The organism is Curtobacterium sp. PhB130 (assembly GCF_003755165.1).
Taxonomy (GTDB): domain Bacteria; phylum Actinomycetota; class Actinomycetes; order Actinomycetales; family Microbacteriaceae; genus Curtobacterium.
Genome location: NZ_RKII01000006.1, coordinates 760,315 through 781,386, shown reverse-complemented (window position 1 = coordinate 781,386; position 21,072 = coordinate 760,315). Strand labels below are relative to the sequence as shown.

The following is a 21,072-nucleotide window of genomic DNA, read 5'->3' as shown; positions in this document are numbered from 1 at the left end:
ACTCGCGATGGGAAGGAACGTGCGCCGGTCAGGAGACCTCGCCGGCGCGCGCACCTGCCCAGAGGTCGACGTCGGTGATGCCGACGGAGTGCTCGTCGATGACGCGGAGCTCCTCGTCGGTGAAGGACAGGTTCGCCAGGGCCTGCACGTTGTCCTCGAGCTGCGACACCCGTGACGCACCGATCACGAGCGACGTCACCCGCTCGTCGCGGAGCGCCCACGAGAGGGCGAGCTGCGCCATCGACTGGCCGCGCGCCTCGGCCACGGCGTTGAGTGCGCGCAGGTGCTCGACCACCTCGGGCGTGATGCTCGAGGCGTCGAGGGACTTCCCCGCCGCGGCGCGGGAGTCGGCCGGGACACCGTCGAGGTACTTCCCGGTGAGGAGCCCCTGCGCGAGCGCGGTGAAGCCAATCACGCCGAACCCGAGCTCGCCGGCGGCGTCGAGGAGCCCCTCGGTCTCGATCCAGCGGTTCAGCATCGAGTACGAGGGCTGGTGGATGAGGAGCGGGGTGCCGAGGTCGCGGAGGATCTCCACCGCCTGCCGGCTGCGTTCGGCGTCGTACGAGGAGATGCCGACGTAGAGCGCCTTGCCCTGCTGGACCGCGGTGTGCAGCGCGCCCATCGTCTCCTCGAGCGGGGTCGACGCGTCGAGGCGGTGCGAGTAGAAGACGTCGACGTAGTCCAGGCCGGTCCGGCGCAGGGACTGGTCGAGCGAGGCGAGCACGTACTTCCGCGAGCCGCCGCCCTGCCCGTACGGACCCGGCCACATGTCCCACCCGGCCTTCGTGGAGACGATCATCTCGTCGCGGTACGGGGCGAAGTCCTCCCGCATCAGGCGGCCGAAGTTGACCTCGGCGGCACCGTAGGGCGGCCCGTAGTTGTTCGCGAGGTCGTGGTGGGTGATGCCGAGGTCGAACGCCCGGCGGCTGACGGCCCGCTGCGACTCGAAGGGCACGTCGTCGCCGAAGTTGTGCCAGTACCCCAGGGAGAGCAGCGGCAGGTCGAGGCCGGAGCGGCCGGTGCGGCGGTACGTCATCGAGTCGTAGCGGTCGTCGCTGGCGATGTAGGTCATGGTCCGAGCCTGGCACCTCGCCCCCGGATCCGAGCAGATACCGAGAAGCGCCGGCGTGGCCGCGGCTGCACACTGGGACCGACCAGGAGGGAACGACCATGGCACGGACGACGAAGACCGAGGGCACGTTCACGGACGAGGAACGCGCTGCGATGCAGGAAGCCGCGGCGGAACGGCGCACAGCGCGCTCGCGCAGCGGGACGAAGGCGGAGAAGGCCGCAGCGGAGGCGCAGGCGGTCGTGGACAAGATCGCGGCGATGCCCGAGCCGGACCGCGGGTTGGCGGAGCGGATCCACCGCATCGCGCTCCAGGCGGCACCGGAGCTCGCGCCGCGGCTCTGGTACGGCATGCCGGCGTACGCGGCGGACGGCAAGGTGGTGTTCTTCTTCCAGGACGCCGCCAAGTTCAAGGCGCGCTACGCCACCCTCGGGTTCCAGGACCCGGCGCAGCTGGACGACGGGACGTTCTGGCCGACGTCGTGGGCGGTCACGCCCGAGTTCTCGGCGGCGGACGAGGCGACGGTGTCCGAGCTGGTCCGGCGGGCGGTCGGTTCGCGCTCGTAGGATCTCCACCATGGTCGAGATCCCGCACCCGCGACCGACCGATCTCCTGACGATCGGCGAGGTCGTCGCACGCACCGGGGTGGCGGCCAGCGCGCTGCACTTCTACGAGCGCAAGGGCCTGATCCACCCGGAGCGGACCGACGGTGGGACGCGGCTCTACCCGCGGCACATGGAACGGCGCATCGCGATCATCCAGGTCGCCAAGCGGCTCGGCATCCCGCTGAGCGAGGTCGCGGAGCAGTTCGCGGCGCTGCCGGAGGACCGGATGCCGTCGCTTCGGGACTGGAACCGGCTCAACGAACGGTGGCGCGCGCGGCTCCGGGCACGCCAGCTCGAGCTCGAGCGGCTGCAGCAGGAGATGACGCAGTGCATCGGGTGCGGGTGCGTGTCCCTGAACGCCTGCCTCGTGATGAACCCGGGCGACGCGCTCGGCGCCGAGGGGCACGGCGCACGGCGGCTCCTGCCGATCGAGGACGAGGCCCCGGCGGCCGACTAGCCCCGCAGGCCGTCGTCGATGCGGGTGAGGAGCGTGAGCGCCGCCTGCACCCCGGCGGTGTCGGCCCCCAGGGCGTCGCGCAGCTTCCGGGCCCAGTGTGCGTGCAGGATCGCGATGCTCTCCTGGGCGCGCTCGGTCGAGAAGAGCTGGACGAGCCGGGCGTCGGCCGGGTCGGGCCGACGGTCGACCATGCCCTTCGCCACGAGCGACCTGAGCGCCACGCTGAGGTTGCTCCGGTGCAGTGCGGTCGCCTCCGCCGTGGCGCTCGGCGACGTGCCCGGGTGCATGTCGACCCAGCGCATCACGAGCGCCTCGGTGCCGGTGAGCGGCACGATGTCGAGCGCGGTCGTGCCGTGCGGGTCGACCTCCCGCGAGATCCGGAGCACGGCGTCGGCGAGTTCGGCGAGCACGTCGTCGGTCACCGCGGGGTCCATGGGCAGCACTGTACCGCCGCTCGGGCATGGGTTATGATTTCATAACCATGACGACGAACACCGGTTCCATCCGCGCGCACATCGCGACACCTCCGACCACCCGATCGCAGGGCATCACCACCGCACTGCTCCTGGTGCTCGGCCTCCTCAGTGCGGTGGCGCCGTTCGCCACCGACCTGTACCTGCCGGCGTTCCCGGAGATGACGACCGAGCTGCAGGCATCGGCCACGACCGTCCAGCTGACGCTCACCGCGTTCCTCGTCGGCGTCACCGCGGGCCAGCTCGTGTTCGGCCCGCTGTCCGACCGGTTCGGCCGCGTGCCGCCGCTGATCGCCGGCGCGGTGGTCTGCGTGCTCGCGAGCGCCGCGGCCGTGCTCGCGCCGAACGTCGGCGTGCTCATCGTCGCGCGCCTGCTGCAGGGCCTCGGTGGTGCGGCCGGCATGGTGATCGGTCGCGCCGTGATCTCCGACCTGGCGACCGGCAAGCCCGCGGCTCGCGCGTTCTCGCTGATGATGATCGTCGGCGGCGTCGCACCCGTCGTCGCCCCGCTGCTCGGCGGTCTGCTCACCGGCCCGATCGGCTGGCGCGGCCTGCTCACGATCGTGCTCGGACTGTCGATCGTGATGCTCGTGGCGGTGCTCGCCGTGATCCGCGAGACCCACCTCCGTGCTCGCCGCGACCAGCTCCGCGTCGAGCGGCAGGCCACCGGGTCACCGCTCCGCGCCCTCCGCTCCCGCACCTTCCTCGGCTACACGGCGGTGTTCGGCTTCGCGTTCGCCGTGATGATGGCGTACATCTCGGCTTCGCCGTTCCTGTACCAGGAGATGATCGGCTTCGGCACCGTGGCCTACGGCATCGCGTTCGGCATCAACGCGCTCGCACTGATGGGCGTGAGCATCCTGTCCGCCAAGCTCACCGAGAAGCGCTCGGTCGTCGGGGTGCTGTCGCTCGGCATCGTGCTCGTGCTGGCGTCGACGGTGGCCTTCGCCGTGCTCGTCGTCACGTCCGCACCGGTCTTCTTCCTCGCTGTGCCGCTCTTCACCGCGGTGGGCAGCCTCGGCCTGGTGCTCGGGAACGCGACAGCCCTGGCGCTCGGGGCCGTCCCCTCGGCTGCCGGCAGCGCCTCGGCCGTGCTCGGCGCCCTGCAGTTCGGGCTCGCCGCGCTCGTGTCCCCGCTGGTGAGCATCGGCGGGTCCGCCACGGCGGCGCCCCTGGCCGTCGTGATGGTCGCGTCCGCGGTCATCGCGGTGGTCGCGCTGCTGGCGGCCCGCGGGCGGCGCGCACCGGCCCGCGCGTAGGCGGTCGTGCCCCGCGTAGGCGGTCGTTCCCCGCGGAGGAAGTCGAATCGCGCGTCGGCAGTCGGAAGTTCCGACCGCTGACGCGCGATTCCACTTTCCATCGCGGCCGCTGTGGGTGACTTCGCGCGGTGGGTGACCTCGCCCGGAAGCCCGTCCGCGCGGAGGTGTCAGCGACTGACGGCTTCCGCAGGACGCAGCAGCGGCAACCGCGGCATCAGCCAGTCAGCCCACACCACCCGGGCGGCCGGGGCCACGGCCAGCGCCCACGCCACCGAGGCGAGCGCGTCCGTCGGGTAGTGCACCGCGTCGATCGTCACCGAGAACCACACGACGACGACCGCGATCGTCCCGAGCACCACCGCGAGCCGGTGCCACCGGGTGTCCCGCAGGACCCAGCACAGCGCGATGGTGAAGGCGACCATGAAGACGGTGTGCCCGCTCGGGTAGCCCGGGTCGGGCTGCACCGGGTACGGGTGCGGCAGAACGGCGACGTCCGGCCGGGCACGGTGCACGATCTCCTTGACGATCGCGGACGGCACCCACGTGATCGCGACCACGCCCGCGAACGCCGCCGCCGGCCGGATGTTCCGCTGCACGGCCCAGATCACACCGGTCACGACGACGGTGACGACCAGCGCCGGCGCCGGGCTGATCGCGTGGTAGACCCCGTTCGTGACCGCGCCGATGAACCCGGTGTGCAGGGCGTTGAGCGCGCGGGAGAGTCCGATGTCCACGGTACCCAGGAAGAACCCGATGACCGTGATGAGCACGACGGCGCCGATGCCGACCGCCACGGTGGTCAGCGGGTAGGGCGAGCGGACGAGGATGCCGTTCGCGTCGGGCTCTCGCCGTCGTGGGCGGAGCGGCGGCGCGTCGTCGATCATCCGACCATCGTCGCACCCTGCCCTCGCGAGCACGTGCCAAGACGATCAGAAAGCACACAGCGGGCGGCAAGGGGCGTGGCCGGAGGACTACACAGGGAGCATGCCAACCGTTGCCGAGAACATCGTCGCCACCCTCCGCAAGAACGACGTCCAGCGCATCTACGGCCTGCCGGGCGACTCCCTCAACGGGTTCACCGACGCGCTCCGGAAGGACGGCACGATCCGGTGGGAGCACGTCCGCCACGAGGAAGCGGCCGCCTTCGCCGCCTCCGCCGAGGCCGAGCTCACCGGGGACCTCGCGGTCTGTGCCGGCAGCTGCGGCCCGGGGAACCTGCACCTGGTCAACGGCCTCTACGACGCGAACCGGTCCCGTGTGCCGGTGCTCGCCATCGCCGCGCACATCCCCACCGCGGAGATCGGCTCCGGCTACTTCCAGGAGACCCACCCGCAGGAGCTGTTCCGCGAGTGCTCCGTGTACGTCGAGTACGTCGCCGACCCGACCCAGATGCCGCGCCTGCTCGAGATCGCGATGCGCGAGGCGATCGAGAAGCGCGGTGTCGCCGTGCTCGTGATCCCGGGCGACGTGCTGCTCGCCGAGGCGAAGAACGACCGTGTCACGACGATCGAGCGCACCACGCCCCGCATCATCCCGAGCGAGGCGGAGCTCCAGCGCACCGCCGAGCTCCTGAACGGCGCGGACCGGGTCACCATCCTCGCGGGCGCGGGGGTCGCTGGGGCCCACGACGAGGTCGTCGCCCTCGCCGAACGCCTGCAGGCCCCGATCGTGCACGCCCTCCGCGGCAAGGAGCACATCGAGTGGGACAACCCGTACGACGTCGGCATGACCGGCCTCCTCGGGTTCGCGTCCGGCTACCGCGCGATGGAGGACGCCGACGTCGTGCTGATGCTCGGCACCGACTTCCCCTACCAGCAGTTCTTCCCCGCGAAGGCGAAGCACGTGCAGGTGGACATCCGGGGGTCCCAGCTCGGCCGCCGACACCCGGTCGACATCGGCCTGGTCGGCACCGTGAAGGACACCGCGCTCGCCCTCATCCCGCTGCTGCACGGCTCGAAGCCGACCCGGCACCTGCAGGACGCGCGGAAGCACTACGCGAAGACCCGCGAGAAGCTCGACGACCTGGCGGTGCCCGCCGGCAAGCACAAGGCACTGCACCCGCAGTACGTCGCGCGGGTGCTCGACCGCCTCGCCGCCGACGATGCCGTGTTCATCCCGGACGTCGGCTCCCCCGTCGTGTGGGCGTCGCGGTACCTGACGATGAACGGCAAGCGCCGGCTGATCGGCTCGTTCGTGCACGGCACGATGGCGAACGCGGTCCCGCAGGCGATCGGCGCGCAGGCCGCGTTCCCCGACCGGCAGGTGATCGCGATGGCGGGCGACGGTGGGCTGACGATGCTCCTCGGCGAGCTCATCACGATCGTGCAGAACAAGTTGCCCGTGAAGATCGTCGTGTTCGACAACTCGTCGCTGAACTTCGTCGAGCTGGAGATGAAGGCCGCCGGCTTCGTGAACTACGGCACCGAACTGCAGAACCCGGACTTCGCCGCCGTCGCCGAGGCGATCGGCATCAAGGGCTTCCGCGTCGACGAGTCCGTGGAGTTCGAGGACGCGATGGCCGCTGCACTGGCCCACGACGGGCCCGCCCTGGTGTCGGTGAAGTCCGACCGACAGGAGCTCTCGATGCCGCCGGCGGTGACGCTCGAGCAGGCCAAGGGCTTCACCCTCTACGCGATCCGCACCGTGCTGAGCGGCCGCGGCGACGAGCTGTTGGACCTGGCGTCCACCAACTTCCGTCAGTTCATCTGACGGAACCACGGCCGGACGGGAGGCCCGGTGCCAGCTGGCACCGGGCCTCCCGTCCGGCTCTGGTCGCGACTCTGGTCGCGACCTTGGTCGGGACCAGGGTCACCAGCCGAGGGGCTGACCATCCTCGAGCAGGACGCCGGTCGGGCCCTCCGGGCCCGCGCTGGCGGCGGCCACCACGGTCGCCGCGCTGACCTCGACGGGGCGCCCGTGCGGGTTCGGCACGCCGCCGAGCTCCGTCGCGGTGTAGCCGGGCTCGAGCGCGACGAAGTGCACCTCGGGCGCCATCCGGGCGTACTGGACGGTGAGCATCGTCACGGCGGACTTGCTCGCGCCGTACACCGCGGCCTGCACGGTCGACGCGGCGCTCTCCGGGTCGTGCACCGCGGTGAAGGAACCGAGCGCGCTCGAGATGTTCACCACGAGGGGGTTGGTGGAGCGGCGGAGGATCGGGAGCGCGGCCTCGGTCGTGCGGACGATGCCCACGGCGTTCGTGTCGAACACGGCGAGCGCATCGGGCCCGTTCAGTCCCCACATCGCGATGCCGGCGTTGTTCACGAGGACGTCGAGGCCCCCATCGGCGTCGATCCGTGCGAAGGCCGCGGCGACCGAGTCGTCGTCGGTGACGTCGAGCTGGACGGAGCGGGCACCGATCTCCGCGGCGACCGCGGCTCCCTGCTCGGCGTTCCGGGCGCCGATCCAGACGGTGTGGCCCGCTGCGGCGAGCTGGCGGGCGGTTTCCTTGCCGAGGCCACGGGTGGCTCCGGTCACGAGTGTCGTTGTCATGGGTCCAGCGTCCGTCGCCCCGGCCGGCGCAGGGAGTCGTCCCGTTGTCGTAGGACTGCCGGGGCCAGGACCCGCTCGTCGCGGACGCGCAGACTGGCCACATGACGGAATCGGTCTCGGACTTCGGGAGCACGCTGCGGCGGCTCCGCGACCACGTCGCTCCCGACGCCGTGGGCGTCGCCGTCGGGCCGCGGCGGCGGGCGGTCGGGCTGCGGCGCGAGGAACTCGCCGGGCTGGCGGGCATCTCGGCCGACTACCTGACCCGGCTCGAGCAGGGGCGTGCGACGTCGCCGTCCGCCCAGGTCGTCGAGGCACTCGTCCGCGCGCTGCGGGTCGCCGATGCCGAGCGCGAGCTGCTCTACCGGCTCGCCGGGCACGCGGCCCCCGGCGCGGACGTCGTCCCCACGCGCATCCCGCCGAGCGTGCAGCGGCTGCTCGACCGCCTGGCGGACACCCCGGTCGCGGTCCTCGACGCCGCCGGGAACCTCCTCGTGGCGAACGCGCCGCACGACGCCCTGATGGGGTCGATCTCGGCGTACACGGGGCACGAGCGGAACACGGCCTGGCGACACCTCGTCGGGCCGGGGAGCCGTGCGGTGCACACCGACGCGGAGCAGGCGGCGTTCGAGGAGTCGCTGGTCGCGGCACTCCGCATGACGGTGGCCCGGTACCCGCTGGACCGGCAGCTGCAACGGCTCGTGCGGGACCTGCGCCAGGCGAGTCCGCGGTTCGTGGAGCTCTGGGCGTCGGGCTCCGGGGCGCCGACCGCGCCGTCGCGGCGGAAGGTGATCGACCACCCGGCGGTCGGGCGGATCACCCTCGATTGCGACTCGCTCGTCGTCGCACCCGAGGACCTCTGCATCCTGGCGTACACGGCGGAGCCGGGGACGGTCGACGCCGAGCGGCTCGCCCTGGCGATCGTGCTCGGGACGCAGTCGCTAGCCCAGGAGCGCTAGCCGCGCGGACGGCGGGCGAGTGGACGGCGGGCGAGCGGACGGCGGGCGAGCGCGCGCCGTCGTCAGAACGCGGGGGTGCCGCCGGCGATCGTGATCGTCGAACCCGACTGGTAGCTCGACTCGGGGCTGACGAGGTGCACGTACGCGGCACTGAGCTCCGCCGGCTGGCCCGGGCGCCCGAACGGCGACTGCTCACCGAAGTGCGACACCGTCTCGGCGTCGTCCGAGCCCGGCTGGAGCGGCGTCCACACCGGCCCCGGCGCGACCGAGTTGACGCGGATGCCCTTCGGCGCGAGCTGCTGCGCGACGGCCTCGGTGAAGAGCTTGATCGCGCCCTTCGAAACGGCGTAGTCGATCTTGTCCGGGGACGGCGTCGACGCCTGGATCGACCCCGTGGTGACGATCGTCGAGCCCGGCTCGAGGTGCGGGACCGCGGCCTTCGTCAGCCAGAACAGCGAGTAGATGTTCGTCTTGAACGTGGAGTCGAACATGGACGTGTCGAGGGTCAGGATGTCGTCGTTGCTGTCCATCCGACCGGCGACCATGACGAGGGTGTCGAGCCCGCCGAACTCGTCGACGGCCTTCTGCACGAGGTCGCCGCAGTACTGCTCGTCCGAGATGTCGCCCGGGAACAGCACCGCACGGCGTCCCTCGCCCTCGAGCAGGTCGCGCACCTGCTCGGCGTCCTCCTGCTCGTCGGGGAGGTAGGAGAGGACGAGGTCGGCGCCTTCCCGCGAGAGCGCGATCGCGGCGGCACGTCCGATGCCGGAGTCGGCGCCGGTGACGATCCCGCGGTAGCCCTCGAGCCGGCCGAGGCCGACGTAGCTGTCCTCGCCGTGGTCGGGCTTCGGGTCCATCTTCCACGCGGCACCCGGCAGCGACTGCTCCTGCTTCGGGTACGGCGGTGCGGGGTAGAGGGTGTTCGGGTCGCGCTTGTCGTACTGGCTCATGCCTCCAGCATCCTCACGCTCCCGCAGACCGCGTTCAGCCGCTCCACGCAGCCCGTCGCTGCCGAGCGCCGGAGAGTGCGAAGATGCAACATCAGTTCGGCGGTACCGAGACAAGGGATGCATGGCACCGATGGAGGGTCAGGAAGCGCAGCAGGCGCTCCTCGCTGGACGGTACCGGTTGACGTCGATCATCGGGCGGGGCGGCATGTCGATCGTGTACGCCGCACACGACGACACCCTTGATCGCCCGGTGGCCGTGAAGGTCTTCCACCCCGGGCTGGTCGACATCGCGCGCCAGGAAGCGGAACAGGGCGTCCTGGCGTCGCTCGACCACCACAACCTCGTCAGCCTGCTCGACGCCGGCGTCGTCACGGACCAGCACGGCGCGCAGCAGCGCTTCATCGTGATGGCGCTCGTGCACGGCCAGGACCTCGAGGAGCGGCTCGCGCTCGGCCCGCTCGCATCACGGCACATCGCCGAGATCGGGTACGACATGGCCGAGGCGATGCACTACATCCACGACCGCGGCGTCGTGCACCGTGACGTCAAGCCGTCGAACATCCTGCTCGTCGACTACGGCAACGCCGCCGATCGCGCCCGGGCACGCCTGACCGACTTCGGCATCGCCCTCGCCCAGGGCGTCGAGCGCCTGACGGCGGACGGCGTGACGACCGGGACGGCCGCCTACCTCAGCCCGGAGCAGGCATCCGGCGGCGAGGTGGGTCCCGCGAGCGACGTGTACTCGCTCGGTCTGGTGCTGCTGCAGTGCTTCACGCGGCGCCGCGAGTTCCCCGGGTCCCTCGTCGAGTCCGCGGTCGCCCGGCTGTCCCGGGACCCGGTCGTCCCCGAGCCGCTCCCGCCGCACTGGCAGGACGTCCTCCGTGCGATGACCGCACGCGACCCCGCGGCTCGTCCGACCGGCGGAGCGCTGGTGTCGTTGCTCCGGGACGTCGTCATCGCCGACACCGCCGGCGACGACCAGGGCGCACAGCCGGTCCCCGTCCCGCCCAGCACGGCGCAGCCGGCAGCGGTGCGCCCCGCGACCCTCGACGTCCTGCCGGAGGAGGCGCTCCAGCGGACCACCGCCATGGCGGCACGGCTGTTCGACGCCCCGATCGCGCTGGTCGAGGTGCTCGACGAGGACCGCGAGTGGTCGCAGTCGTACATCGCCGAGGGCATCGACGAGTCCGCGCGCAACATCAGCTTCCGCAACGGGTTCGCGCCCGTCCCGGTGCCGGTCGTGATCCCCGACGGCTCGGCGCACCCGGAGATGCGCGACAGCCCGCTGGTCACCGGCCCGCTCGGGATCCGGTTCTACGTCAGCGTGCCGCTGGTCCGCCACGACGGGGTCGCGATCGGCACCCTCGCGGTGCTCGACACCCGTGCGCGGGACACCGACGACGCGGACATCGCGAACCTCCGGGACCTCGCCGCGCTGGCAGTGACCCAGCTGGAGTTGCGGCAGGAGTCGCTCCGCTCCACGAGCGACGCGCTGCCCCTGGGGACGCCGGAGCACTGAGCCCGCTCAGCGCTCGGCCTCCGGCAGCGCGACCGTCGCACTACCGAAATCGATCCGAACCGCGGATGTCCGTGGTTCGGATCGGTTTCGGTTGTGCTGCGCCGATCCGCACCGCGGACGGGGCGGCGCCGGCAGCGCCGGGCCCGGCGCTACGCGAGCTCGGCGTCGCGGACGAGCGCCCGCACCTGCGCGGCAGCGCCGAGCGCGACCGCGTCCGACCCGAGCGTCGAGGGCTCCACGCGGATCGTCGCACCGCTCACCGGCGGCTCGGCGGCGATCGCGGCGGTGATCGCCGGCCCGAGCAGGTCCCACGACCGCGCCACCCCGCCGCCGATGACGACGGTCGTCACGTCGAGGATGCCCGCCGTCAGCAGGATGCCCCGCGCGATGCCCCACCCGGCGTCCGTGAACACCGCTGCCGCGTCGACGTCGCCGTTCCTGGCGGCGTCCGCGACCTCGTGCGCGGCGAGCCGGTGCCCGGTCCGTGCCGCGTACCGCGACGCGATGCCCGGTGCGGCGGCGATGGTCTCGAGGTGCCCGTACTGCCCGCAGGTGCAGAGCGCGTCGCCGAACCCGGGCACGTGGCCGATCTCCCCCGCGGCGCCGTGGGGTCCGGCGAAGAGGGTGCCGTCGAGCAGGATCGCTCCGCCGACACCGGTCCCGAGCGTCATCCCGAGCACGTCGCGCGCGCCGGTGACGGCACCGGCAGCGACCTCCCCGAGCAGGAACGCGTTCACGTCGTTGTCGAGCGTCGCGGGCACACCGAGTGCCGCCGACACCGCGTCGGTCACGCCGTAACCAGCCCAGCCGGTGAACGAGTTCCCCGTGACGAGGACGGTCCCCGTGGTCGCGTCCACGACGCCGGCAGCGCCCACCCCGACACCCGCCAAGGAGGCCCGGTGCGTGTCGAGCAGGTCGCTCACCGCGCCGAGGGCAGCCGCCACGATCGCCGCCCCGCCCGCGTGCGCCGGCGTCGGCAGGTCGCGGCGGTCGATCACCTCGAGCGCCGGGGTCGCGAGCACCACCTTCGTGTTCGTGCCGCCGACGTCGATGCCGGCCAGCACACGCGTCACGAGGACACCGCCGCGAGGGTCGCGAGCCGTTCTGTGCGGCGCTGCCGCTGCAGCACCGGATCCGGGACGGGCACCGCGGCGAGCAGGCGCCGCGTGTAGTCCGTCGTCGGGTGCAGGAGCGTCGTCCCGGTGGTCCCCTGCTCCTCGATGACGCCGCGGCGCATCACGACGACCCGCTCGGCGAAGTGCTGCACGACGGCGAGGTCGTGCGACACGAACAGGCACGCGAAGCCGAGTTCGCCCTGGAGCTCGGTGAGGACCTCGAGCACGGCCTCCTGCACGCTGACGTCGAGCGCCGAGGTCGGTTCGTCGGCCACGAGCAGCCGGGGGTCGAGCACGAGCGCCCGAGCCAGGCTCACGCGCTGCCGCTGGCCGCCGGAGAGTTCCCGGGGCGCCCGGTTCGCGAGCGCCCGGGGCAGCCGCACGGCGTCGAGCACCTCGTCGACACGCCTGCGCCGATCGCTGGTGGACATCCCGCGGCGGTGCACGGCGAGCGGTTCTGCGATGCACTCCCCCACGGACATCCGGGCGTCGAGCGACGCGACGGGGTCCTGCAGGACGACGCCGATCCCGGAGCGCAGCGCCCGCGCGTCCCGTCCGCGGGCCCGGCGGAGGTCCTGCCCGAAGAGGTGCACCGAGCCGGCGGTCGGCCGGATCAGCCCGAGCGCCACCCGCGCTGCCGTGGACTTGCCGGAGCCGGACTCACCGACAAGGCCGACGGTCTCCCCCGCGTGGACCGCGACGTCGATGCCGCTCAGGGCGTGCACCGCGCGCGCCCCGCGCCCGAACGTCACCGAGACGTCCCGCAGGTCGACCACCGGAGCCGAGCCGGGCCTCCCGTCGGTCGCACCGGTCACCGATGTGTCCGGAGCCGCCGATCGGTCGCGAGCGGCGACGGACTCGGGCGTGTCCAGGCGGGGCACCGCCGCGAGCAGCCGCTTCGTGTACTCGTGCTGCGGACGAAGCAGGACGTCCTCGACGCTGCCGGTCTCCACGATCGCCCCCTGGAGCATCACGGCCACGCGGTCGGCGAAGTCCGCGACGACACCCATGTTGTGGGTGACGAGCAGGACCCCGGTCCCGCTGTCCACCGCGAGTGCGCGGAGGAGCTCGAGGATCTCGGCCTGCACCGTGACGTCGAGCGCGGTCGTCGGCTCGTCCGCGATGAGCAGCTTCGGCGAGTTCGCGATCGCCATCGCGATCACGACGCGCTGTCGCTGTCCGCCGGACAGCTGGAACGGGAAGTTCTTCGTGCGCGAGGCAGGGTCGGGGATCCCGACCTTCCGCAGCAGCTCGACGGCTTCCTCGGCGGCGTCCGCTGCCGAGACGGAGCGGTGGTTCCGGATCACCTCGGCGATCTGCGCACCCACCCGGGTGAGCGGGTCGAGCGCGGTGGCGGGCTCCTGGAACACCATCGAGACGGTGCTGCCCCGGAGTCCGCGGAGGGCGGGCTCTGCTGCACCGATCACCTCGTGGCCGGCGACGACCGCACTGCCGGTCGCCGTCGCGTTGCCGGAGAGCAGCCCCATCGCGGCGAGCGCGACGGTGGACTTGCCCGAGCCGGACTCCCCGACCAGCGCGAGCGTCTCGCCCGGCGCGACCGACAGGGAGACGCCGTGGACCGCGTCGACCGTGCCGGACTCGGTGCTGAACGAGACCCCGAGGTCCGTGGTCTGCAGAATGGTGTCGGTCATCCCCGGCCCCTCACGTCGAAAGCGTCCCGGAGCCCGTCGCCCACCGCGTTGAACGCGCAGACGACCAGGATCACGGCGAGACCCGGCGGCACGATCAGCCACCACCGCCCCGAGTACGCGGCGGTGAGTCCCGCCGAGAGCATGCCGCCCCAGTCCGTCGCCGGCGCCTGCACGCCGAGGCCGAGGTAGGAGACGTACGCGACGAGGAGGATCGCGTCGGCGACCTGGAACGTCGCCGCGACGACGATCGTCGAGACCGAGTTCGGCAGCAGGTGCTTGCCGATGGCGCGGGCGTGCGAGCCGCCGATCGCGCGGAGCGTCAGCACGTAGTCGCGGTTCTTCAGCGTCAGGGTCTCGGCGCGGATCAGGCGGGACGGCACGAGCCAGGACACCAGGCCGAGGATCACGATGAGCCCGGCGACACCCGGCGTGGTGATCGCCGAGATCACGAGCAGGATGAACAGCGCGGGGATCGCGATGCCCGCGTCCACGATGCGCATCATCACGGCGTCGACCCAGCCGCCGACGTACCCGGCGACGGACCCCCAGAGCGTCCCGACGACGGTGGCCAGGACACCGGCGGCGATGCCGACCATGAGCGAGACCTTGCCGCCGTACATCAGGCGGCCGAGGACGTCGTGGCCGACGGCGTCGGTGCCGAGCCAGTGCGTGGCGCCCGGGCCGAGGTTCGCCTGCGACAGCTGCGTGTGGGTCTGGTCGGTCGGGTACACGAACGGGCCGACGAAGCAGAACAGCACGATCACGACGATGACGGCGAGGCCGATGACGGCGAGGGTGTTGTGCGAGAACCGGCGGGCGGCGAGCCGCCACCCGGTGGACGCGACGGAGACGGTCCCGCCGGGGGCTTCCGGTGCGATCTGCACGGTGGTCATGCGCGACCTGCCTTCACTGTGCGGTGTCGGTACGTGTCGATGTGAGCTGCGCCGGTCATGCGCGGTCCGCCTTCACTCGGGGGTCGATCAAGGACTGCGCGACGTCGGCGAGCAGCGTGCCGATCACGGTCGCGATCGAGATGACGAGCACGCAGCCGAGGAGCGTCGGGTAGTCCGAGGACTGCGCCGCGTTCCAGAACAGCAGGCCCATTCCGGGGTAGTTGAAGAGCTGCTCGGTCACCAGCGCGCCGCCGAACAGCACGGGCAGGTAGTAGCCGAGCATCGCCACGACCGGCGTCAGGGAGTTCCGGAACACGTGGCGGCGGAGGATCGTCATCGTCGACGCCCCTCCGGCCCGGGCCGTGCGGACGTAGTCCTCCTGCAGGTTCTCCAGCGTCGAGGCCCGCATGTACCGGCTGAACACGGCGATCATCGCGAGCGCTCCGGTGAGCACGGGCAGGACGAGTCCGGCGGGGTCCTGGAAGACCTCGGCGAGGGTGTTGCCGCTCGGTGCCTGCGACGGCAGCCACGGCAGCTGCTGGCTGAACACCACGATTAGGATGAGCCCGAGGAAGAACGCCGGCGTCGAGTAGAAGACGAAGGCGAGCGCGGTGACGGTGTAGTCGACGGCGCCGTTCCGGCGGGCCGCCTGCCACATGCCGATCGGGATCGCGATGACCAACCCGAGGACGGCGGAGAGCCCGGTGAGGACGAGGGTCTTCGGCAGGCGCTCGCGGATGAGCTGCGAGACCGGCTCGTTGAGTGTGTACGAGGTGCCGAGGTCGCCGGTCAGCAGCCGTCCGAGGAACCGGAAGTACTGCACGGGCAGCGGCTGGTCGAGCCCCTGCGACTGGTTGAAGGCCGCGATCTGCGCCGGTGTCGCGGAGACGCCGAGGACGCCGCGAGCGGGTCCGCCGGGCAGCGCGTGCAGCAGGCAGAACACGACGATCGTGACGATGAGGATCACCGCGAGCGCCTGGAGCACCCGCCGGGTGAGGTAGAGGGCAGTGGTCATGCTGCTTCCGTTGGTCGGTTGGTTGCCGCGAGCAGGACGGGAGGCTCGGTGCGGGTCGGACCCGCACCGAGCCTCCCGTCAGGTGGTCACTTGCTCCACTTCCACTGGGCCGGGTGGAAGTTCGCGAGCGAGTCCTGGTCGAACCCGGTCAGACCCTGCTTGACGACGGAGACCTGGTAGTCCGGGCTCGGCAGCCAGATGACCGGCAGGTCCTTCGCGACGGCGGCGCTGTACTGCTGCACGGCGGCGGAGTCGGTCGAGGTGGTCGTCGCGTCGATGAGCGCGTCGACCTGCTTGTTCGAGTAGCTGCCGAAGTTCGCCGAGCCGCCGGTCTGGAAGAGCGACTCACCGGTCGGGTACGCCGGGAAGTACCAGCTGCCCGCGGTGCCGAAGAAGGACAGGTCCCAGTCGCAGCTGGCTTCGTCGCTCGTGCAGGTCGGGGTCTGCGAGAGGACGCTCGACACCGGAGCCGTCTTGATCGTGAAGCCGATCCCGGTCTTCTGGAGCGAGGACTGGATGGCGCTCATCATGTTGTCGGTCACGGTCGAGCCGGACTGCGACAGGACGGACATCGTGAACTTCGTGCCGGCCGCGACGCCCTCGCCGCACTGGCTGGCGCCGGACCCGGCGTCGGTGCAGACCATCGTGCCGCTCTTCTCGGTCCAGCCGTGGCTGGTGAGCAGGGCCTTGGCCTTCGCGGTGCTGAACGGGTACGGGTTGTCCTTCTGCGTGTCGGACACGTAGTCGGACGCCTGCGCCTGCGGGATCGGCCCGTAGGTCGAGGTGGCCGTGCCGTTGAAGACGACCTTCGACAGGCTCTTCTGGTCGACCGACATCTGCACCGCCTGGCGGGCGTACAGCTGCTTGAAGACGGCGCCCATCGTGGGGTTGTTGAAGTTGTACGGCATGTACGTGATCGCCCAGCCGGTCCACGGCTCCACGTCGTAGCCCTTCGACGTGAAGGAGTCCTTCTGGTCGAGGTCGGTGGCGTTGATGTAGCCGTAGTCCACCGCGCCGGAGCGGACGGCGTTCGTCTCGGCGTCGGTCGTCGTGTACGGCAGCAGGTTGACCGTCGTGATGGAGGGCTTCTCGCCGCCGTCGTACTGCTTGTTCGCGGTGAGCTGCACCTTGCCGGCGGTGGTGAACGAGGTCACGCCGTACGGCCCGGAGATGGTCTTCCAGAGGTCGTCACTGGCGTAGTCGGAGATCTTCCCCGCGGCGGTGTTGAGGTACTTCCAGACGGCCTTCGCACCGGCGGTGGTCTCGTCCGCGTCGGTCACCTTCGCGTCCGCGCTGGTCTTGTCCCAGGCGTGCTGCGGCAGCGGGATGATGTGGCTCAGCTGGTTCGCGAGCATCCAGTCGGAGTTGTACGCCTTGTCGAACGTGATCGTGAAGTGCGTGTCGTCGACGGCCTTGAACGAGGTCCAGTTGTCCGGCGCCTTGCCCTCGGAGTACGAGCCCCACTGGGCCTTGTTCGCCTTGATCAGGTTGAACCAGAACTCGACGTCGCGGCTCGTGATCGCCTTGCCGTCGGACCAGTGCCGGTCGCCGAGCGTCATCGTGACGCTCTTGCCGTCGCTGGCGAAGTCCGCGGCCGTGGCGACGGAACCCGCCTTGTTCCACGCGATCTTGCCGGTCGAGCCGTCGTAGGCGACGAGGGGCTCGTACAGCGACTGCGCGATGGAGCCGTTGTTCGTGTTGAGGTGCGCTGCGGTGCCGATCGGGAGGATCCAGTTCGGCGTGAAGTTGGCCGGCAGCGCGTAGTTGATCTCGTCGGACTTCGCGTTCGTGGTGGCGGAACCGCCCCCGGAACAGCCGGCGAGCAGCGCGCTGACCGCGAGTGCCGCTCCGGTGAGGAGGGCCCAGCGACGGGGCTTGGTCATGCGGACTCCTTGTACGAGGGATGTCGGGATGCGCACAGTCAACGACCAAAGTCGTTGGAAAAACAAACGTTCTCGTGTAAATACTTCGTTTCTGCGGTTCGGTCGAAAGGGTTCACCGCTCTGTCTGCCCGTTAGAGTCGCGGTCGAACGGCAATTCGCCCGTGCTTCCGCCTCGATTGGAGAAAGTCGTGCCGGACCTCAGTTCCCGGGTGCTGGAGCTCATCGCATCCGGTCAGGCGTCGAGCCGGACCGAGATCGCCCAGCTGCTCGGTGCCGCGCCGTCGACCGTCTCGCACGTCGTCGGGCAGTTGCTCGAGCACGGCATCCTCGCCGAGGAGGGCACCGACGCCTCGACCGGTGGCCGGCCCCGCAAGGTGCTGCGGATCGGCGGGGTGGACGAGTACGCGGTCGCCGCGGACGTCGGCGGCGGACACGCGCGCGTCGGCATCGTCCTGCCGGGAGGCTCGCTCGAGTCGGTCGCGAACGTCCCGTTCGCGCTCTCCGACGGTCCGACCGCCGGCCTGACGCGCCTGGCGGCGCTGTTCGACTCGCTGATCGACGGCCGTGGACGTGACGGACTCCGCGGCGTCGGGCTGAGCCTGCCCGGCCCCGTCGACGTCGAGGCGGGGGTCGTCGACCTGCCGAGCCGGATGCCCGGGTGGAACGGGTTCCCCGTCGTCGCCTGGTTGACCGAGCGCTTCGGTGTGCCGGCGGCGGTGGACAACGACGCGAACTGCATGGCAGCGGGCGAGCAGACGGTGCAGGACCCGGCCAGGCGGCAGGCGATCACCATCAAGGCCGGATCGGCGATCGGCGCCGGGATCATCATCGACGGCCGGCTCTACCGCGGGTCGACCGGCGCCGCCGGGGACATCACGCACGTGCGCATCGACGCGGCCGGGGACACCCCCTGCTCGTGCGGCAACACCGGGTGCCTGGAGACCGTGGCGTCCGGTGCCGCCCTCGTGCGGATCCTCTCCAGCGCGGGTGTGCCGGTGTCCTCGACCGCGGACGTCGTCCGGCTCGCCTCGGATGCCGACCCGGAGGCGACCCGCGCGGTGCGGCTGGCCGGGCGGTACCTCGGCGAGGTGCTCGCCGCCAACGTGAACTTCTTCAACCCCGATGCCGTCTACCTCGGCGGCATCCTCTCCACCCTCGACCCGTTCGTCGCGGCCGTGCGGAGCCAGCTCTACCAGAGCTGCCACCCGCTCGTGACCGAGCACCTCGCCATCGAGCGCGCCTCACTCGGCGCGGACGCGGGACTCGTCGGCGCCGGGCAGTTCGCCCTGCAGCGGGGCCTCGCGGCCTCGTTGCAGGAGCTGTCCACGCCCATCCCCCAGTCGACCACCAGGAACAGGAGCGTCCGTGTCTGACACCGTCCCCACCTCGCCCACCGCACCCGCCCGCCGCCCGGTCATCGCGATCGCCGGGCTCGCCATCGAGACCTCGACGTTCACCCCGACCAGGACCCTCGCGCCGGCCTTCCACCCGGACCGCGGGGACGAGGTCGTCGCGCGGTACCCGTTCCTGGCGTCGCTGGACGCGGACTTCCACGGCGCACTGATCGGGCACGCGCTGCCCGGCGGGATCGTCGCGCGGGACTCCTACGAGGCACTCGCGGACGAGATCGTCGCGCGGCTGGCCTCGATCGTGTCGACCACGTCCGTGGACGGCCTCTGGTACGACATCCACGGGGCGATGGTCGTCGAGGGGCTGGACGACGCCGAAGCGGACCTGCTCGGACGCATCCGCGCGGTGATCGGCCCCGACGTCATCGTGTCCGCGTCGATGGACCTGCACGGCAACGTCACGCAGGAGCTCGCGCACCAGGTCGACCTCGTCACCTGCTACCGGATGGCCCCGCACGAGGACGCCATGGAGACGAAGGAACGCGCCGTCCGGAACCTGGTCGACGTGCTCACCACCCGGCCCGTCGGGGCCCAGCGCCCGGTGAAGGCGTGGATCCCGATCCCGGTGCTGCTGCCCGGCGAGCAGACCTCCACGCGCATCGAGCCCGCCGCGTCGCTGTACGCCCAGGTCCCCGTCGTCGAGGCGACCGACGGCGTGCTCGACGCCGCGATCTGGGTCGGGTACGCCTGGGCCGACCAGCCCCGCGACCGCGCCGTCACGGTCGTCACCGGATGGGACCGGGACACCGTCGCCGCCGGCGCCGAACGACTGGCGCGGGCGTTCTGGGACGTCCGCGAGGACTTCGTCTTCGTGGCGCCGACCGGCTCGTTCGACGAGTGCCTCGCCGCCGCACTCGCCCCCGGTGCCGCACGGCCGTACTTCATCTCCGACTCGGGCGACAACCCGACCGCCGGCGGCTCCGGCGACATGACGTGGGGGCTCACGCAGGTGCTCGCACACCCGGCGTTCCAGTCCGCCGACGGCCCCGTCGTGATCTACGCGAGCGTCCCCGGCGCCGCCGCCGTGGCCACCGCGGTCTCCGCGGGTGTCGGTGCGACTGTCACCGTGACCGCTGGCGCAACCGTCGATGCCGTGCACGCGGGACCGATCACCATGACCGGGCGGGTGCACGCGATCAAGCACGGCGACCGCGACGCCGAGACCGAGGTCGTGCTGCAGGTCGGCAGCGTCTTCGCGATCCTCACGAAGCTCCGGAAGCCGTACCACCACGAGCACGACTTCACCGACCTCGACCTCGCGCCGCGCCAGGCCGACATCGTGATCGTGAAGATCGGGTACCTCGAACCGGAGCTGTTCGACATGTCCGCCGACTGGATGCTCGCGCTCACCCCCGGTGGCGTCGACCAGGACCTCGAGCGGCTCGGGCACCACAGGATCGTGCGACCGATGTTCCCGTACGATCGGGTCTTCCCGACCGCGCCCGACCTGCGCGCCCGGATCATCCCGTCCTCGAACGAACCACTCGGAGCCATCGCGTGAGCACTGCCCCATCCGTCTCGCTCGAGATCGCCATCACCTCGCCGGGCGGCGCGGTCGTCGCGCGGGACGCGGGCGCCGACCGGGTCGAGCTCTGCGTCGGCCTGGAACTCGGTGGGCTCACCCCGTCGCAGGCCCTCGTCGAGGCCACCCACGAGACGGGCATCCCCGCGCACGCGCTCATCCGCAGCCGGCCGGGCGGGTTCGTCTACGACGCCGCCGAGATCGAGCTCATGGAGCGCGAACTCCGCGCCGTGCTCCGATCCGGGGCCGCCGGCGTCGTGGTCGGGGCACTGCGCCCGGACCACACCCTCGACGACGACGTCCTCCGTCGCTTCGTGGACGCCGCACGGTCCGTCCGCGACTCCGTGGAGGTCACCCTGCACCGGGCGATCGACCACGCCGCCGACCCGGTCGCGGCTGCGGCGACGCTCGCCGACCTCGGGTTCACGCGCGTGCTGACCTCGGGCGGCCAGCCCACCGCCCTCGCCGGAGCCGCGACGATCGCCCGGATGGTGTCGGCCGCCGGGCCCGTGCAGGTGATGGCAGGCGCCGGGGTCATCCCCGCTGACGTCCCGGCGCTCGTCGCCACGGGAGCAGCTGCCGTCCACCTCTCCGCGAAGCGTCCGGCGCCGGACAGCGCGCACGCGGGCGTCCCGATGGGCGGTGCCGACGACGGCTCCGCGCACTTCGTGACCGACGCGGACGTCGTCCGCGCTGCGCGCGCCGCCCTCGACGAGGCGTAGCCCGCCGCCGCACACGCCGCCTGCGTCGCCTGCGCTCGCCGCGGTCAGTTCGAAGGTTGACAGTTAGAGATCGAACACTTA

The 21,072-nt window shown here is 71.6% G+C and carries 19 protein-coding genes; 9 read left to right on the top strand and 10 right to left on the bottom strand.

The window, feature by feature from the left end:
- Window positions 1-28: 28 nt before the first annotated feature.
- Window positions 29-1,072: an L-glyceraldehyde 3-phosphate reductase gene (gene mgrA, locus EDF24_RS03925; protein WP_123655310.1), complete on the bottom strand. Its 1,044-nt coding sequence runs from the start codon at window positions 1,070-1,072 to the stop codon at window positions 29-31.
- 98 nt (window positions 1,073-1,170) lie between these two features.
- On the opposite strand from mgrA, the gene EDF24_RS03920 reads away from it, so the two are divergent.
- Window positions 1,171-1,635 carry an iron chaperone gene (locus EDF24_RS03920; protein ID WP_123655309.1) on the top strand — a complete coding sequence of 155 codons (465 nt, stop codon included), beginning with the start codon at window positions 1,171-1,173 and terminating at the stop codon, window positions 1,633-1,635.
- A gap of 10 nt (window positions 1,636-1,645) precedes the next feature.
- Complete coding sequence (gene soxR / locus EDF24_RS03915; RefSeq protein ID WP_123701160.1) at window positions 1,646-2,131, top strand: redox-sensitive transcriptional activator SoxR; 486 nt, start codon at window positions 1,646-1,648, stop codon at window positions 2,129-2,131.
- On the opposite strand, the gene EDF24_RS03910 is transcribed toward soxR, so the two are convergent.
- On the bottom strand, window positions 2,128-2,565 hold the full coding sequence (locus tag EDF24_RS03910) for a MarR family winged helix-turn-helix transcriptional regulator (protein WP_243698175.1): 438 nt from the start codon (window positions 2,563-2,565) through the stop codon (window positions 2,128-2,130). The two genes, soxR and EDF24_RS03910, sit on opposite strands and share 4 nt — an antisense overlap.
- A gap of 47 nt (window positions 2,566-2,612) precedes the next feature.
- Here EDF24_RS03910 and EDF24_RS03905 point away from each other — a divergent pair, with 47 nt between their 5' ends.
- Window positions 2,613-3,863 carry a multidrug effflux MFS transporter gene (locus tag EDF24_RS03905; protein ID WP_123701159.1) on the top strand — a complete coding sequence of 417 codons (1,251 nt, stop codon included), beginning with the start codon at window positions 2,613-2,615 and terminating at the stop codon, window positions 3,861-3,863.
- A 167-nt stretch (window positions 3,864-4,030) separates the two neighbouring features.
- Here EDF24_RS03905 and EDF24_RS03900 read toward each other — a convergent pair whose 3' ends face one another.
- A complete protein-coding gene (locus EDF24_RS03900; protein WP_123701158.1) occupies window positions 4,031-4,747 on the bottom strand; it encodes a phosphatase PAP2 family protein in 717 nt (238 codons plus the stop codon).
- Window positions 4,748-4,847: 100 nt separating this feature from the next.
- On the opposite strand from EDF24_RS03900, the gene poxB reads away from it, so the two are divergent.
- Window positions 4,848-6,572, top strand: a complete 1,725-nt coding sequence (gene poxB / locus EDF24_RS03895; protein WP_123701157.1) for a ubiquinone-dependent pyruvate dehydrogenase — start codon at window positions 4,848-4,850, stop codon at window positions 6,570-6,572.
- A 99-nt stretch (window positions 6,573-6,671) separates the two neighbouring features.
- Here the strand turns inward: poxB and EDF24_RS03890 are convergent, their stop codons facing one another.
- The gene (locus EDF24_RS03890) at window positions 6,672-7,355 is read right to left on the bottom strand and encodes an SDR family NAD(P)-dependent oxidoreductase (protein ID WP_123655304.1); all 684 of its coding nucleotides are present in this window, start codon (window positions 7,353-7,355) and stop codon (window positions 6,672-6,674) included.
- 101 nt (window positions 7,356-7,456) lie between these two features.
- Between EDF24_RS03890 and EDF24_RS03885 the strand changes: the two genes are divergently transcribed.
- The gene (locus EDF24_RS03885) at window positions 7,457-8,311 is read left to right on the top strand and encodes a helix-turn-helix transcriptional regulator (protein ID WP_123701156.1); all 855 of its coding nucleotides are present in this window, start codon (window positions 7,457-7,459) and stop codon (window positions 8,309-8,311) included.
- A 62-nt stretch (window positions 8,312-8,373) separates the two neighbouring features.
- Here EDF24_RS03885 and EDF24_RS03880 read toward each other — a convergent pair whose 3' ends face one another.
- Window positions 8,374-9,261: an SDR family oxidoreductase gene (locus tag EDF24_RS03880; RefSeq protein WP_123701155.1), complete on the bottom strand. Its 888-nt coding sequence runs from the start codon at window positions 9,259-9,261 to the stop codon at window positions 8,374-8,376.
- A 121-nt stretch (window positions 9,262-9,382) separates the two neighbouring features.
- On the opposite strand from EDF24_RS03880, the gene EDF24_RS03875 reads away from it, so the two are divergent.
- Window positions 9,383-10,780 (top strand): GAF domain-containing serine/threonine-protein kinase, encoded by a 1,398-nt coding sequence (locus tag EDF24_RS03875; protein WP_123701154.1) that lies wholly within the window; start codon window positions 9,383-9,385, stop codon window positions 10,778-10,780.
- Between the two features lie 149 nt (window positions 10,781-10,929).
- On the opposite strand, the gene EDF24_RS03870 is transcribed toward EDF24_RS03875, so the two are convergent.
- From EDF24_RS03870 to EDF24_RS03850, 5 genes are all read right to left on the bottom strand, one after another.
- Window positions 10,930-11,853, bottom strand: coding sequence for an ROK family protein (locus EDF24_RS03870; protein WP_185021546.1), 924 nt, complete (start codon window positions 11,851-11,853; stop codon window positions 10,930-10,932).
- Window positions 11,850-13,547, bottom strand: coding sequence for an ABC transporter ATP-binding protein (locus tag EDF24_RS03865; protein ID WP_123701152.1), 1,698 nt, complete (start codon window positions 13,545-13,547; stop codon window positions 11,850-11,852). Before EDF24_RS03865 ends, EDF24_RS03870 begins: the two co-directional genes overlap by 4 nt.
- Complete coding sequence (locus tag EDF24_RS03860; RefSeq protein ID WP_123701151.1) at window positions 13,544-14,440, bottom strand: ABC transporter permease; 897 nt, start codon at window positions 14,438-14,440, stop codon at window positions 13,544-13,546. The genes EDF24_RS03865 and EDF24_RS03860 overlap by 4 nt, the downstream gene beginning before the upstream one ends.
- Before the next feature lie 55 nt (window positions 14,441-14,495).
- The gene (locus EDF24_RS03855) at window positions 14,496-15,455 is read right to left on the bottom strand and encodes an ABC transporter permease (RefSeq protein ID WP_123655298.1); all 960 of its coding nucleotides are present in this window, start codon (window positions 15,453-15,455) and stop codon (window positions 14,496-14,498) included.
- Window positions 15,456-15,541: 86 nt separating this feature from the next.
- On the bottom strand, window positions 15,542-17,338 hold the full coding sequence (locus tag EDF24_RS03850; protein WP_123655297.1) for a peptide ABC transporter substrate-binding protein: 1,797 nt from the start codon (window positions 17,336-17,338) through the stop codon (window positions 15,542-15,544).
- Between the two features lie 188 nt (window positions 17,339-17,526).
- On the opposite strand from EDF24_RS03850, the gene EDF24_RS03845 reads away from it, so the two are divergent.
- From EDF24_RS03845 to EDF24_RS03835, 3 genes are read left to right on the top strand one after another with little or no spacing between them, the layout of a single operon-like run.
- A complete protein-coding gene (locus EDF24_RS03845) occupies window positions 17,527-18,711 on the top strand; it encodes an ROK family protein (protein ID WP_123701150.1) in 1,185 nt (394 codons plus the stop codon).
- Window positions 18,704-20,248, top strand: a complete 1,545-nt coding sequence (locus EDF24_RS03840) for a M81 family metallopeptidase (protein WP_123701149.1) — start codon at window positions 18,704-18,706, stop codon at window positions 20,246-20,248. The genes EDF24_RS03845 and EDF24_RS03840 overlap by 8 nt, the downstream gene beginning before the upstream one ends.
- Window positions 20,245-20,991: a copper homeostasis protein CutC gene (locus tag EDF24_RS03835; RefSeq protein ID WP_123701148.1), complete on the top strand. Its 747-nt coding sequence runs from the start codon at window positions 20,245-20,247 to the stop codon at window positions 20,989-20,991. Before EDF24_RS03840 ends, EDF24_RS03835 begins: the two co-directional genes overlap by 4 nt.
- Window positions 20,992-21,072 lie beyond the last annotated feature (81 nt).